Below are 14,313 nucleotides of genomic sequence, written 5' to 3'. Positions count from 1 at the left end.
CCATGAGTCCCACCGCGCCTCACCGCCCGAGGCCGTTCATCACGCGTGTCCGGATCGAGAACTACAAGTCCATCGCTCATTGCGACGTGGCTCTTGGCCGGTTCACCGTGCTGCTCGGCCTGAACGCCGCAGGCAAGTCGAACTTCCTCGATGCCCTGCGCTTCGTTCGCGACGCAATCACTGACGGCCCGGACGAGGCCGTGGCGGCGCGCGGTGGGTGGTCGGAGGTGCTGCGCAGAGTCCCCGAGCCGGCAACCTCGTGCACAGTCAGCCTGGAGTTTCACCTGCCCGCGATCACCAACGACACGAAGCCCTGGGTAGGACGGTACGAGGTCACCCTCACTCCCACGACTGCGGACAGGGCAGGCCGACGCACAGGATCCGGTGTCCGTATCCAGCGTGAGTTCTGCGAAATGCGCCACCCTGGCGCCAAGGGCCGTGCTGGCACTGAGCGCTTCCTGATGCGCGACCGGACAGGAAAAGGTCGTCGCCCAAGACGGCTCGAACTCTCACAGATGGGGGAGGCAGAGCCGTTCGCTGACCTTTACGCGGCTCTCAGAGAGATGTTCTTCTACAGCCCCGACCTGTCCAACCTCCGCGAGGCCCGCCCCAACACCCCCACCGCCGGAGCCCTCGGCGAAGACGGCGGCAACCTCGGCCCCGCCCTGGCCACCCTCGGCGAGCAGGAACGTAACCGCGTCTCGCAGTACCTCGGGGTGATCGTGCCCGGAGTCGTGGAGGTCGGTCCCACCGACCCCTCCGCCGACTACATCGCGGCGCGGATCAACTTCGCCACCACCAACGACGCCGAACCGCACGTCTTCCGGGCCGAGTCCATGTCGGAAGGAACCATCCGCGCCATCGGTCTGCTCACCGCGCTCTTCCAGCACGACGCCCGCGACGGCTGGATTCCGCTCATCGCCGTCGAAGAGCCCGAACTCGCCCTGCACCCGCTCGCGGCCGGGGCCCTCTACGACGCGCTGACGGAAGCCAGTGAGCACGTACAGGTCCTCGCCACCACACAGAGCGCGGAGTTGTTCGACCGTAAGGAGGCCGATCTGTCGGCGATCCGCGTGGTCGCCGCCGAGCACGGCGTGACCGTGATCGGCGAAGTCGACCCCGTAAGCCGGTCGATCGTGGCCGACGGCCTGGCCACCACCGCCGAACTGCTGCGTTCCGACCAACTGCGCCCGGTCGTCGAACCCCCAGCCCGCCCCGCCGACGAGCAGCCGGAGGATGAGGAGTGAGCCACCCCAGGGTCACCATCGCCTCCGTCGTGGAGGGCGAGGGCGAGATCAGCGCGCTGCCCGTACTCCTCCGGCGACTGATGTACGAGGCGGAGATCTGGGACGCCGACATCCAGCCGCCCTTCCTGGTCGACCGTGGTCGGCTCGTCCGGCCGGGCGGGCTGGAAGCCGCCGTGGAGGCCCAGGCTCGACGCGTACCCGCCGATCACCCCGGGGGCATCCTCGTCGTGATCGACGCCGACGACGACTGCCCCGCCAGCCTCGGGCCCTCGCTCCTGGCCAGGGCCGAGGCCATCCGCCCGGACCGCCGGACGGCCGTCGTACTGGCGAACCGGGAGTTCGAGGCGTGGTTCCTCGCGTCGGCGCCCTCCCTCGGCGGCCGGGCAGGGCTCGCCGAGCAGTTGGAAGTGCCGGCCAACAGCGAGACGTTACGCGACTGCAAGGGCTGGCTGACCCATAACCGGCGCGACGGTGTGCGGTACCGGCCGCGTGTGGACCAGGCCGCACTGACCGACGTCATCGATCTCGACCTTGCTCGCGCCAACTCGGCCTCGTTCGACAAGTTCTGCCGCGACATCACGTATCTGATCACCGGAAAACGGGGGGAATAGCAGCTCATGTCCGTCCACAACGAAGCAGCCTTCGGGAACGCCATAGCCGCCGCCATGCTGGAGCGCGGTTGGCGTGAAGGAAACCGGCAGGACTACCGCCCCCAACTCGGCCTGGACACCGCCCAGCTCTTCGAGTTCATCGGCGAGACCCAAGCCGACGACTGGGCCGAACTGATCGCCCTCTACGGCGGGGATCCCGACACCGCCCAGGCCGGGTTCGCCAAGCGCGTGGACCAGGCGATCGGAACCGATGGTGTGCTGGACGTGCTCCGCAAGGGCGTGAAGGATCACGGAGTCCTGATCAGGCTCGCGTACTTCAAGCCGTCGCTCGTCGCGTCGGACGCGGTCCTGGACGACTATCGGGCGAACCAGCTCACCTTCGTCAAGGAGCTGGAGTACGCCGCCAAGCAGGCGGACAAGGGCAAACGCCTCGACCTCACCCTCTTCCTCAACGGAATCCCGCTGGCAACCGCCGAGTTGAAGAACGCCCTCACGCGCCAGGGTGTGGAGGCCGCCAAGGATCAGTACCGCACGACCCGCGACCCCAGCGAGTTGATCTTCGCGCGCCGCGTCATCGCGAACTTCGCAGTGGACACGGACGTGGTCCACGTCGCGCCCGAACTGCGCGGCAAGCTGACAAGGTTCCTACCGTTCAATACGGGATCGGAGGGCCCGGGGAAGCCCGGCGGCGCGGGGAATCCGGCGCCCACCGTCCCCGGGACGTACGCGACCTCGTACCTGTGGGAGCAGATCTGGGAGCGGGACACCTGGCTGGACCTGATCGAGCGGTTCGTGCACCTCAGCAAGGAGAAGGGCACGGACGGGCGGACGCGCAAGAAGCTGATCTTCCCGCGCTACCACCAGTGGGACATCGTCAAGAAGCTCTCCGGCCATGCGGCCCGTCACGGTGCCGGTCACAACTACCTGGGCATGGCCTCCGCCGGCTCCGGAAAATCGAACACCATCGGCTGGCTTGCTCACCGCCTGTCGTCGCTGCACACGCCCACCGACCCGGCCGAGATCGACCCCGGTGCCCTGGCCGCCGGGCTCAAACCTGGCACGCCCGTCTTCGACAAGGTCGTGATCATCACCGACCGCCGCAATCTCGACGCCCAACTCCGTGAGACCGTGGGCAGTTTCGAGAAGACCGCCGGTCTGGTCGTGAAGATCGACGAGAAGCACGGTGCGAAGTCCGACCAGCTCGCCAAGGCTCTGTCCCGCGAGACCGGGAAGATCATCACCGTCACACTGCACACCTTCCCCGCCCTCATCGACTACCTGCGCCGCAACCCCACCGAGATACAGGGTCACAACTTCGCGATCATCGTGGACGAGGCGCACTCCTCGCAGTCCGGCGACGCGGCCACGGCCGTCCGCGCGGCGCTGCGTGACCTGGGCCTGGACTCGGACTCCGACGAGGTCGGGGCCACCGAAGTGGAAGCGGCGGCTGCCACCACCGAAGCCAAGCTCATCCGCAAAGCCACCCAGCGCAGCAAGGCTGCGAACCTCTCCTATTTCGCGTTCACTGCCACGCCCAAGGCCAAGACGCTCGAACTCTTCGGCACTCTGGACTCCGCCAACGGCAAGCCGACGTACGTTCCCTTCCACACGTACTCGATGCGCCAGGCCATCGAGGAAGGCTTCATCCTCGATCCCCTGCGCACCTACGTCACGTATGACACGTACTGGAAGCTGGTGAACAAGAACCCCGACGAGCGGAAGGTGGACCCCTCCAAGGCCAATCCGCTGCTCGCCCGGTACGCGCTCACGCACGACTCCACGGTGACCCAGCAGGCGCACGTGATCGTCGAGCACTTCCGCACGCACACCGCCGGTCGGCTCGGCGGACGGGCCAAGGCCATGGTCGTGACGGCTTCCCGGCACAGCGCCGTGCAGATGGCCCGCGCGATCAAGAAGTACGTCGACGACCGCGCGTATGCCGACCCCGGCGTCCTGGTCGCGTTCTCCGGCAGCCTGACGTACGACGGCGAGGAGACCACCGAGCCGAAGGAGAACGGCGGCCTGGCCGAGTCCGCGCTGCCGAAGGCGTTCGCGTACACGCGCAAGGACGACAAGGCCGTACGCACCGGCGGGAGGGCGACGCAGCGCGAGTACCGCATCCTGGTCGTCGCCGAGAAGTACCAGACCGGCTTCGATCAGCCGCTGCTCACCACGATGTACGTGAACAAGAAGCTCGCGGGCATCAGCGCCGTCCAGACCCTCTCCCGCCTGAACCGCACCGCCGACCGCAAGTCGCAGGCGGACCTAGCCGTACTGGACTTCGTCAACGAGGCCGAGGACGTCAAGAAGTCCTTCCACCCGTACTTCGAAGAAGCGAACACCCTCCCCTCCGACCCCAACCTCCTCTACACCGCGCAGAGCCAGGTCATGCGGCCCGACATCCTCGTCGAGGACGAGATGGCGGAGTTCGCCGACGCCTATCTGGCGGCCGAGGAGAAGGCGGCGGGCTCGGTGGCCCGCTGGGAGAAGCTGCACGCCGAGCTGTACCGGCATCTCGGCCCCGCCGTCGACCGGTTCACCGAGCTGCTCGACCGCAAGGACGAGGCCGGCGACCCGGACGAGGACGCCGCCGAGGCCGCTGAGCGGTTCCGCGCGGATCTCAACGACTACGTACGGAAGTACGGCTTCCTCTCCCAGATCGTGCCCTACCGTGACGCCGATCTCGAATGCCTCTACCTCTACGGCCGCCATCTGCTCAACCGCCTGCCACGACGCGGAGACGGCGGCGTGGACATAGGGGATGTCGACCTCAGTCACCTGCGCATCCAGAAGACCGGCGAGCACGACCTCGCCCTGACCTCCGAGGGAGCCGCGGAGCTGCGCGGCTTCGGCGAAGGTGGGGGCGGTGCCAAGGAGCAGGAGAAGTCGCTGCTGTCGGAGCTGATCGAGAAGTTCAACGACAAGTTCGGCACCGACTTCACGGAACAGGACGTACTCACGCCATTCGACGAGGCGAACGCGGACCCGAAGGTGCGCGCCGCCGCCGTCAACGACGAGGAGAACTTCGGTCTCGTCTACGACGAGGTCTTCGAGGACAAGATGGCCGAACACATCGACACCATCGCCGACTTGGGACGGCAGTACTTCAGCCACGACGACAGCTTCAAGCAGTCGCTCAACCAGAGTGCGCGCCGGGCGGCCTGGCGGATGATCCGCCGGGAGGAGAACATCGGCGACGAGGCGGCCTGACCACGGCCCGACCCGCCCGGCCTTCCGTCTCCTCCTTGCCGACCGCTCCCGCCCGGTCAACCTCCCTGGAGGAACGAGAGTCCCGCGATCACGGACGTTCCGCGCGTGGGGCGGGGCCGGACGGTCCAGGCGGTGGCGAGGCTCTCGACGAGGATCAGGCCCCGGCCGCTCTCGGAGCCGGTGTCCGGGCGGGCCGGAGCGGGCTTTCCGGTACCCGGGTCGGAGACGGCGAGCCAGTAGTGTCCGTCGGCGGGCCACAGGACGAGTTCGACGAGGTCCCCGTCCTCCCCGCAGGCGCCGTGCCGGATCGCGTTGGTGACCAGCTCCGAGGTCAACAGGCCCAGGTCGTCGCCGAAGTGGGGACGGAGGGCGTCCGGCAGCGATGCGGCGACGGCGTGCCGGGCCCGCCGTACGGAGGCGGGATGGGCGGGGAAGCGCCAGTGGGCAGGAACGAGGGGGATCTCGGGCATGACGAACTCCACGGCTGTGTGAGGGTTTGGGGATCGCCGGTGGCCTACCGCCCTGGTCACGGGCGTACCCGTCCCAGGGCGGGCGGGCATGCTCGCGCGGTGCGCTTCCGGCGTTGCGGTGTGTAGCGTGCGCGATACCGACAGTAGGGCATGGGGGGCCATATTTGCCATGCGGTTCGCAATAATGGCCTCGCTGCGGTGAACTGACGCCCATCGAACTCCTGCGAACATCTCCGGCACGGAAGGAACGACATGCCACCAAGGACGATCCTCACCCAACGGCAGAAGCGCCTGGGAAGTGAACTGCGCAGGATGCGCACCACGGCCGGTATGTCGGCGGAGTACGCCGCAGGACTCCTCGGCGTCGATCGGAGCAGAATCTCCAACATGGAGTCCGGACTACGCGCGATCAGTGCCGAACGACTGCGCACGCTGGCCTGCAACTGCGACTGCACCGACGAGAAGTACATCGACGCCTTGGCCGAGATGGCAGAGCCGAGCGAAGCAGGGTGGTGGGAGCGCTATCGAGGGAGCTTGCCGCAAGGACTGCTGGACATCTCCGAAACGGAGGCCGGCGCGGTGCGTCTGCGGGGCGCGAACACCGTGCACGTACCAGGCATGCTCCAAACATCGGAACAGGCAATGGCCATCTTCCGTGCTGCGGTCCCTGCCCTACCCGAGCACGAGGTTGCTCTGCGGCTCGCGCTGCGCTCGGAACGCCAGCAGGTAATCACCGGTGACACCGTGATCCCGTACGTCGCTGTCATCCACGAGGCCGCACTGCGGATGCAGTTCGGCGGCGCCAGCGTAGCCCGCGCCCAGTTGGGGTACCTGCTGGAAGTCTCCGAACGGGACAACGTCACCATGCTCGTCCTCCCCTTCACCCACGGCGCCTTCCCTGGAGCCGGGCAGACCCTCGTCTACACCGAAGGGCCCGTGCCACAGCTCGATACAGTGCAGGTGGACAGCTCCCACGGACCCACCTTCCTCCACTCCGAGGGGCAGTTGGTGAAATACCGGGCACAACTCGATCTGCTGGAAGGTCTGGCACTGCCGCCAGAGCAGTCCCGAGACTTCATTCATGAACTCACACGCCAACTATGAGGAACCACCAGTGCCCGACATCACCTGGGAAGAGCCCTTCTGCGCCGAGGGCAGCTCCTGCTTCCGCCTCGGCACCGACGCCGACGGCAACGGCTACATAACCGTCAACGGCCAAGAGGACCACTACCTCACCGACTCCCTCGAAGCCCTGCGCACCCTCATCACCGACATCAAGGCCGGCAAGGCCGACCACCTGCTGTAGGACCCGCCGTGCGCGCCGCCGCCAGTCGGTACGGTGTACAACGATCGGCCGGCGAGGCATCAGGACAGCGGGGGCGTAACGCGTGGCGCAGGCACGGAGAATCGGCGAGCAGGGCCGCTACGAGCTGATCGAGGAGATCGAGTCCGGCGGCATGGGCACGGTCTGGCGCGGCTACGACGCCGTTCTCGACCGGGAGATCGCGGTCAAGCTCATCCGGCCCGACGTCGTCGCATCGCCCACGCAGGCAGCGGAGTTCGCCCGCCGCTTCGAGCGCGAGGCGCGCGTCACCGCACGCATCGGCCACCACGGGGTGCCGCAGGTGTTCGACGCGGTGTTGGACGAGGCGTCGTTCGACCGGCTGTACCTGGTGATGGAGTACGTGCGCGGGATCTCCCTGCGCAGGGTCCTCGCGGGCACGGAGGACGGCGCGGCGGCGCTGCTCCCGGTGGGCTGGGCCGCGTCGATCGCCGCGCAGATCTGCACGGTCCTGTCGTACGCCCACGCGATCCCGGTCGTGCACCGCGACCTGAAACCGGACAACATTCTCATCGCCTCGGACGGCACGGTGAAGGTGCTGGACTTCGGCATCGCGAAGCTGCTGCGCACGGACGTCACCCGGCTCACTGCCACCGGCAGCCGGATCGGTACCAGCCGCTACATGCCGCCCGAGCAGATCGACTGCGCGCAGATCACACCGCTGAGCGACCTCTACGCGCTCGGCTGCGTGCTGCACGAACTCCTCACCGGAGAGCCGGTGTTCAGCGGCGACAACGAATACCAGCTTCTGCACCAGCACATGAACGTACCGCCGAAGCCGTTGCGCGCCCTGCGGCCCGAGGTGCCGGAGGACCTGGAGGCGCTGGCTCTCGACCTGCTGGCCAAGGCGCCCGAGCAGCGTCCGGCCGACGCGTACGCGGTGTACGAACGTCTGTCGCCGCACCTGCCGCAGCCGGGTTCAGCGGCTGACCCCATGGTCTTCACCGACGGCGGCTCCCCTTCCGGGGTACCCGACCCGACGCTGATCTACCGGCGGCCGAACGCGCCCCTGCGGCGGACCACAGCGCCTGTGCCCTCCCCCGAACCCGCGGCTCCGCTGCCGGTTCCGGCACGCGTCGACACCGCGCTACGAGACGCGGTCAGGGACGCCTACGCCCGGTCCGCGGACCTCGCCGAGAGGGGACGGTTCGCCCAGGCCGCGGATGTCCTCAAGGCGGCGATCGCCAAGGCGGCCACCGCTCTCGGCACGTACAACCCGCGTGTGCTCGGTCTTCGGCGGCAGCGTGCGGCGGTACTCATGGCCGGCGAGGATTTCCGGCGCGCCCTACCGGAGTTCGACGCGCTGGCCGCCGTCTACGCCCGTACGGAGGGACCGTCGAGTGACAACGCGCTGGAGTGCCGTCGGCACGCCGCCCACTGCCGGGCCAACCTCGGCCGGGCCACCGCCGCCCTGCGGGAGTTCCAGGAGGTCCTGGAAGTCGTCTCCGACACGGCAGGAGACGCCTCCGAGACCGCTCTCGACCTGCGCCGCAGCATCGGCATCCTCCTCTTTTCCGAGGGCCGCCGCGCCGAGGCCGAAGGCGTCCTCGACGCCCTCCACGAGGACATGTGCGTACTCCTCGGCGAGGACCACGAGGAGACCCTCGAGATCGCCGACCTCCTCACCCGGCTGCGCGGCCAGGAGGGACCAGCCCCCTACTGACGTCCCGCCGGTGCCGTCACTCCTGGTCCTCGCCCTCTTCATCAGGAGCGGCACGGTGTTCGGGCGACGAAGCTTGCGGCCAGGTCGCCGAGGACATGCCTCGGGAGCTCCCGGCACGCTCTGCGATCTGGAAGGCAGTCCTCCTGCGATCTGTCGCTCGCCGAGCGCCGTTCCATCCACGTCTCGTACGAGGCCGCGAGGAACGCAGGCGGTACCGACTGGAACCGGGGGGGTGGGAAAGCTCGCCGCCCACCTGGAACGGGCGCGAATATGTCGATAGCCAAGCATGAAGGATCGGAGCGCGCGACCTGAGCGAGCCCCGGATCCCGGCTCCAAAGACGAACGCCCCGCCCCTTCTGCTGAGGTGGCGGGCGCGTTCTGTGCTTCTCTGCGGCCCGGCCATCACGGTTTCCCAGCCGCAAGCGGGGTGGGTACCGTTCTCGTGTCGAGCATGAACGGAACCAGGAGTCCACGATGCCGCACGAGCTGGAAGAGCAAGAGGCCATCGGTCGGCGTATCAAGCGTCGGAGACTCGCCCTCGGGATACCACAGGCCGACCTGGCGGCAGCGGTCGGCTACTCCCAAGCCTGGATGTCAAAGGTGGAGAAGGGCGTCATCGAGCTGGACCGGGCCGCACTGATCAACAGCATCGCGTCCGCCCTGCACTGCCACCCGAACGAGCTCATCGACCGCCCGTACTTCATCGGCGCCTCGCCGGAACTTCAGTGGCAGGCTGCTGCCGCATCCATTCTGCGAGAGCTGCGCCGCTACGACCTGACCCCGGTGTTCGACGGAACCCCTCGCTCATCCACCGAGTTGTGGCAGGACATGAAGCGTCTGCACCGGCTTCGGGACGCGGCGTCGAACATCGCGATTCTGCGTACCCTCCCCGACCTGTTGCGCGAGGCCCATGCCCTGGCCGAGGTCGCTGCCGGACACGAGCGCGAAGAAGCTTTCGGCATTTATGCCATTTGCTGCAAGTTCGCGCACACCGCAGCTCATGCGCTCGGCCATCCCGAGCTGATCGCCACATCGTGCGAGCGCGCTTCCTGGGCTGCCCAGTTGTCCGGCGATCCGGTCCTGCCCGCAGTCGCCGACTGGATGCGGGTGTGGGACATGTGGGCCACCGCCGACTGGGCCGATGCCACCGCGTTGGCCGACAAGGCGCTGCGCAACGTCGAACCGCACTACGAACGAGGTGAGCCCCTCGCGGTACGAGCTTGGGGCAGCCTCCAACTCCGGGCAGCCGTATCAGCGGCTCGGGCGGCCAACAAGGCGGATGCCAGCCATCGGATCAGCCTGGCACAGCAGGCGAGCGAGCGTGCCGAGACCCGTCCCGGGCCGCCCCTCGATGACCGGCACTCACTCACATTCTCCTCAGGGAACGTCGCTATCCATGGGATCAACGTCGCCTTGGAAATGGGTGACCAGGTCGACGCTCTGCGATTGAACAAGAAGACCAAGCCCGAACAGTTGGCCGCGCTGCCCAAATCCCGTAGGGGGCACCACCATATGGATCTGGCCCGCGCCTACCTCTGGGACGGCGACCGGGGCAGAGCCCTCAAAGAGCTGCGCAAGGCCGAGGATCTGGCGCCCCAGCTCATTCGGAACCACCCCATCGGCCGGGCCACCCTCCGCAAGATCGTCTATGCCGAACGGGCTTCCACACGAGAGCAGTTGCGAGGGATGTCGAGCCGTTTTCACCTAGATGACCAGGGGCTATTCCCCTGATTCATATTCGGGGGCAGTCGCGCCCCTACCTTCTGTCGCATGACGGAAGGACAACGCACCTCACAAAGCGCCAAGCGCCGAAGCGCGTTGGCTGATACGGCGTTCGAATGGGCGCCCGATCGCGGCGATCTCGTGTACGACACCTCACGGCGCCGCATCGGCGTCGTGGTCGCCTTGCCCGAAGACACCGCGACGAGCATCTACCAACTGGTACCGGAGAGTGGCGGCACGGACTGGACGGCCCCTCTCGGGTGTCTCACGCAGCACCACGACGTACCGGAAGCAGCCACCGAGCACAGCGCGATGACCGAGATTCCGGCTCCGCCCGATGCCTACGGAGACGAGGTCACCGTCGACTTGCAGGCTGTCGACGACGCGGTGGCCGACGCGCTCGCCATCAGACTTGCAATGCCGGAACGCACCCAGATCGATTCCGACATCCGACGACTCATCCGTTACATCGAAACGCTGCTGGCTGAGGAACTCGGATACGACGAGGACCCCGACATCAGCACGATGTATCGAGATACATACCGGCTGCTGGACCTCAAGGCACGTCCCACAACCGAAGCAACCCAGTTCGGCGCATACGAATACATGCGCGAGGTAGCCCGCCAAGCCAAACGTCTGGCCGCTGTCTACCGCATGACGCACGACCAGGACGAGGCGTGGCAATGAGTATCAGCGGGAACCTTCGGGGCCCAACATCCTGATCTTCGAAAGCCATAGCCCGTGGCAAATGGACTGCGCCGTCACCGTGTACCGGTCGGTCAAACGCCTCACCACGGCCCCCTGACCAGTTCGCTATCTCACCAGACAGCCTCGCCCTGTCCTTGCGACAGCCTCGGACAGCGGCAGGTAGCAGGCTCCGCCCCCGTCGTACCCCCGATACCCGGAGTCTCCGCTCCGGATGTGACGGAGGCGGACTCGACCAGCGCAGGAACCCCTGGGCTGGAAAGTCACACACGTGAAGGAGACCGTTATGGAACAGAAACCGAAGGCCGCTCCGGCGGCCACTGGCGGGGATGACCTCCTCGTCGCCCAGCAGTCCGTGACCGCTGCCCGTTCGCGGCTGTCCACCCCGTCCGACACCACCTGCGGCAAGTCCGACGGCAACGACTGACGGGATTGACCACACATGACCGCTCGCTTGTCTGCGGTCGTCGCGCGCCTCGGTGAGGACTTCCTCACCGAGGCGTTCGGCCGCAGCTTCCGCGTCCTCCACGGCGACGCCGACAGCGTCGCCCCCCTCCTCAGCTGGGAAACCCTCGGCTGGGACGACCTGAACGACATCATCGCCCGGCATCGTCTGGAAACACCCCGGCTCCGCCTCTCAGCCGATGGAGAGACCATTCCGCAGGACGCCTACAGCGTTCCTCTCGTCACCCGACGCTCCACGGTGTGGCAGCGGCTCCACCCTGCCGCCCTGCACGAGCGGCTCGACAAGGGCGCCACACTGGTCATCGACGCGATCGACGAGTTACACCACGGTGTTCAGCAGCTGGCGGGCGACCTTGAAGCCGCTCTGCGCACACAGGTGCAGGTGAACCTCTATGCCTCGTGGACCGGGCGCGAGGGCTTCGGTGTCCACTGGGACGACCACGACGTCATCGTCGTCCAACTGGACGGCTCGAAACGCTGGAAACTGTACGGCCCGACCCGCATCGCCCCGATGCACCGCGATGTCGCGGAACCGGACGCGCCGCCCGAGGAGCCAACCGCCGAGTTCGTCCTCACGGCCGGCGACATGCTCTATCTCCCGCGCGGCTGGTGGCACAGCGTTTCGGCCTCCGAGGGCGAACGCTCGATGCACCTCACCTGCGGGCTCACCACCATGACCGGCGCCGATCTCCTGATCTGGCTCTCCGAGATCCTCCGGACCGACGAGACTTTCCGTGCTGACCTTCCACGCTTCGGCACGCCGGAAGAGAAACAACAGTTCATGGACAGGCTTCGCGGCTTGGTGGTCACCGAGTTGGAGGACGGAAGCCTGATCGACCGGTACGCCGCTCACCGCGACGCCACCGAGCGTGTACGGCTCCGACCGTCCCTCCCCTTCATCAGCGAAGTACCGCCCGATCCTCACGTCACGGCGCAGATGCTCACCTCACGCCATACCCTGACCACGGACGAGGACGGCAATGCGGTCCTGACTGCGGGTGGGGAGACCTTGACCTTCGCCGCCGCCGCACGGCCGCTGCTGGAACGCCTCACCGATCGTAAGGAGCACCGCTTGGTCACCCTTATCGACGGCACCGGCCTGTCGCTGAGACAGGCCGCGAAGGTGATCACGACCCTGGTTACGGGGCACGTGGTCTCCGCCGGGAGGATCTGATGGCACGGCTCGGTCTGGGGACGTACCGTACGCGGGACATCGTGCAGGCCGCCGAGGCAGCCATCAAAATGGGCGTGGACTGGATCGACACCGCCCCGAACTACCAACGTGGCAAGGCCGAATACCTCCTCGCCCCCGTCCTGGCGGCCTACCCTCACGTCAAGGTCTCCACGAAAATGGGGTTCCTCTCCGAACAATGCCAGGCCGAGGCCGTGGAGTCGGGGCTTCTCTCCAAGAGCGCGGCCCGCAAGGGGCACAGCCTGGAACCGTGTTTCCTGGTGTGGCAGGCGGCCCGTAGCAAGATGGCACTCGGCCGAGCCCCTGACGTGACCTTCGTACACAACCCCGAGCACGGCAGCCCCAAGCCGCGCAAGCTGGAGGAACGGGTCCGCGAAGCCTTTCGTACACTCGAAGCCTGCTGTCAGCGGGGGCTTACCCGGGGGTACGGAGTGGCTGCGTGGTCGGCCCTGCATGACGGGTCTCTGACCGTTGCTCGTCTGCTCGACCTGGCGCGCGAAGCCGGCGGCCCGTCACACCGGCTCCAGGCCATTCAGCTCCCCCTGTCCCTCGTCCATCTCGGCCCCCTAGCAGACACGCTGACGCAGCGCGGCGTACTGGCGGATGCCCAGGCGGCTGGTCTGAACGTCTACGCGTCAGCACCGCTCCACGGCGGCGAGCTGGCTCGCATCATCACTCCCACGGTGGCGGAACGGCTCCTGCCGGGAGCGACCCCGCTCGAACTACTCCTCGGCATGGTGGCGTCAGCCCCCGGAGTGACCCGCATTTTGTTGTCCGCGAGCACAGGACAACACTGGTCTACAGCCGCCCAATCCGTCCTGCGGCCGCCCTTGAACGGCACCGAACTTCGGAGGATCCTGGATGCCTTCCCCGCCTGATGACGCCACGGCTGAACGGATGCGCACCGCCCTTCAACGGGCGACACAGGCTTTCCCCGTTGCTGTGGACGGCTCCGAGGAGACTTGGGGATGGGATGGCCGCAGCCTCAGCACTGCCGTGGCGGGCGGCCGATGGCTTCGTCTCTCGGCTCTGCCGGAGGACAAGGCCGCCGAGGCGAGTTGGGACGGCCCGGAGGTGGCCCAGAAGGTTCTCTCCAACCGTGTCCCCCGTCCCCGGCTGCACCTGGTGCACACCTGGTTGGCGGCCGGCTACGCGTACCGAGCAGAAGTCTACGACCGTCTCCAGAGCCCGCCCTTGAGCCGTACGGCCCTGCCACCAGCCGACCTTCAGCTTCCGGATGCCTGGTGGACATCACTGAGCGACGCCCTTGCGGCCGTCAAGGAAGTCCGTACGGATCGGGTGGCGATCCGTCAGCAACGCCTCCACTGGGCGCTACCGCGATTCCTCGAAGTCGACATCAATACCGAAGTTCCAGAATGGAACACCGCGCATGCTGACATTCAGTGGTCCAATCTCGTCGGCCCCGAGTTGAGCATCCTGGACTGGGAACGCTGGGGGCTGGCCCCCACCGGCTACGACGAGGCCACCCTCTATATTTCCAGCCTCGCCGCTCCCGAAGTCGCCAAGCAGGTCTGGCGGACTTTCGAACCCGTACTGAGCTCCCCCGCCGGGCGCTTCTCTCAACTGGTCGTGGCCAGCGAGTTCGTCCAAGGGATGGGACGGGGTAACAACATGGGCCTCAAGGAACCCCTGCAAAAACAGATCGCTCGGTTGCTGCGCTGAAGG

At 67.2% G+C, this 14,313-nt stretch carries 13 protein-coding genes and 1 pseudogene; 13 read left to right on the top strand and 1 reads right to left on the bottom strand.

Annotated features, from left to right (window positions below):
* Positions 1-2: 2 nt before the first annotated feature.
* The 4 genes and pseudogenes from ACIP8W_RS12990 to ACIP8W_RS12975 form a co-directional block, all read left to right on the top strand.
* Positions 3-203 (top strand): annotated as a pseudogene (locus tag ACIP8W_RS12990) (AAA family ATPase); the annotation flags it as partial.
* A gap of 360 nt (positions 204-563) precedes the next feature.
* The gene (locus tag ACIP8W_RS12985) at positions 564-1,247 is read left to right on the top strand and encodes an AAA family ATPase (protein ID WP_402203056.1); all 684 of its coding nucleotides are present in this window, start codon (positions 564-566) and stop codon (positions 1,245-1,247) included.
* Positions 1,244-1,858, top strand: a complete 615-nt coding sequence (locus tag ACIP8W_RS12980) for a DUF4276 family protein (protein ID WP_401954463.1) — start codon at positions 1,244-1,246, stop codon at positions 1,856-1,858. Before ACIP8W_RS12985 ends, ACIP8W_RS12980 begins: the two co-directional genes overlap by 4 nt.
* Before the next feature lie 6 nt (positions 1,859-1,864).
* On the top strand, positions 1,865-5,068 hold the full coding sequence (locus ACIP8W_RS12975) for a type I restriction endonuclease subunit R (RefSeq protein ID WP_402202940.1): 3,204 nt from the start codon (positions 1,865-1,867) through the stop codon (positions 5,066-5,068).
* A 56-nt stretch (positions 5,069-5,124) separates the two neighbouring features.
* Here ACIP8W_RS12975 and ACIP8W_RS12970 read toward each other — a convergent pair whose 3' ends face one another.
* Entirely contained in the window at positions 5,125-5,538 is a 414-nt protein-coding gene (locus ACIP8W_RS12970) for an ATP-binding protein (RefSeq protein ID WP_402150738.1), read from the bottom strand.
* Between the two features lie 252 nt (positions 5,539-5,790).
* Here ACIP8W_RS12970 and ACIP8W_RS12965 point away from each other — a divergent pair, with 252 nt between their 5' ends.
* The 9 genes from ACIP8W_RS12965 to ACIP8W_RS12925 all read left to right on the top strand — a co-directional run bounded on the left by ACIP8W_RS12965 (position 5,791) and on the right by ACIP8W_RS12925 (position 14,310).
* Positions 5,791-6,642: a helix-turn-helix domain-containing protein gene (locus ACIP8W_RS12965; protein WP_401954472.1), complete on the top strand. Its 852-nt coding sequence runs from the start codon at positions 5,791-5,793 to the stop codon at positions 6,640-6,642.
* Positions 6,643-6,652: 10 nt separating this feature from the next.
* Positions 6,653-6,844, top strand: a complete 192-nt coding sequence (locus ACIP8W_RS12960) for a hypothetical protein (protein ID WP_401954475.1) — start codon at positions 6,653-6,655, stop codon at positions 6,842-6,844.
* Between the two features lie 82 nt (positions 6,845-6,926).
* Entirely contained in the window at positions 6,927-8,543 is a 1,617-nt protein-coding gene (locus ACIP8W_RS12955; RefSeq protein WP_401954478.1) for a protein kinase, read from the top strand.
* Between the two features lie 474 nt (positions 8,544-9,017).
* Complete coding sequence (locus tag ACIP8W_RS12950; RefSeq protein ID WP_402202937.1) at positions 9,018-10,274, top strand: helix-turn-helix domain-containing protein; 1,257 nt, start codon at positions 9,018-9,020, stop codon at positions 10,272-10,274.
* A 39-nt stretch (positions 10,275-10,313) separates the two neighbouring features.
* Positions 10,314-10,952: a hypothetical protein gene (locus tag ACIP8W_RS12945; RefSeq protein WP_402202935.1), complete on the top strand. Its 639-nt coding sequence runs from the start codon at positions 10,314-10,316 to the stop codon at positions 10,950-10,952.
* A gap of 304 nt (positions 10,953-11,256) precedes the next feature.
* A complete protein-coding gene (locus ACIP8W_RS12940; protein WP_402202933.1) occupies positions 11,257-11,397 on the top strand; it encodes a hypothetical protein in 141 nt (46 codons plus the stop codon).
* Between the two features lie 15 nt (positions 11,398-11,412).
* Positions 11,413-12,609 (top strand): cupin domain-containing protein, encoded by a 1,197-nt coding sequence (locus ACIP8W_RS12935; protein WP_402202932.1) that lies wholly within the window; start codon positions 11,413-11,415, stop codon positions 12,607-12,609.
* Entirely contained in the window at positions 12,609-13,505 is an 897-nt protein-coding gene (locus ACIP8W_RS12930; RefSeq protein WP_402202930.1) for an aldo/keto reductase, read from the top strand. Before ACIP8W_RS12935 ends, ACIP8W_RS12930 begins: the two co-directional genes overlap by 1 nt.
* Positions 13,489-14,310, top strand: a complete 822-nt coding sequence (locus ACIP8W_RS12925) for a hypothetical protein (protein ID WP_402202928.1) — start codon at positions 13,489-13,491, stop codon at positions 14,308-14,310. The genes ACIP8W_RS12930 and ACIP8W_RS12925 overlap by 17 nt, the downstream gene beginning before the upstream one ends.
* The last annotated feature ends 3 nt before the right edge of the window (positions 14,311-14,313 follow it).

The organism is Streptomyces sp. NPDC088554, from assembly GCF_044752945.1.
Taxonomy (GTDB): domain Bacteria; phylum Actinomycetota; class Actinomycetes; order Streptomycetales; family Streptomycetaceae; genus Streptomyces.
Note: the sequence above shows the minus strand (reverse complement) of the source record. Positions and strands in the feature narration are given on the sequence as shown.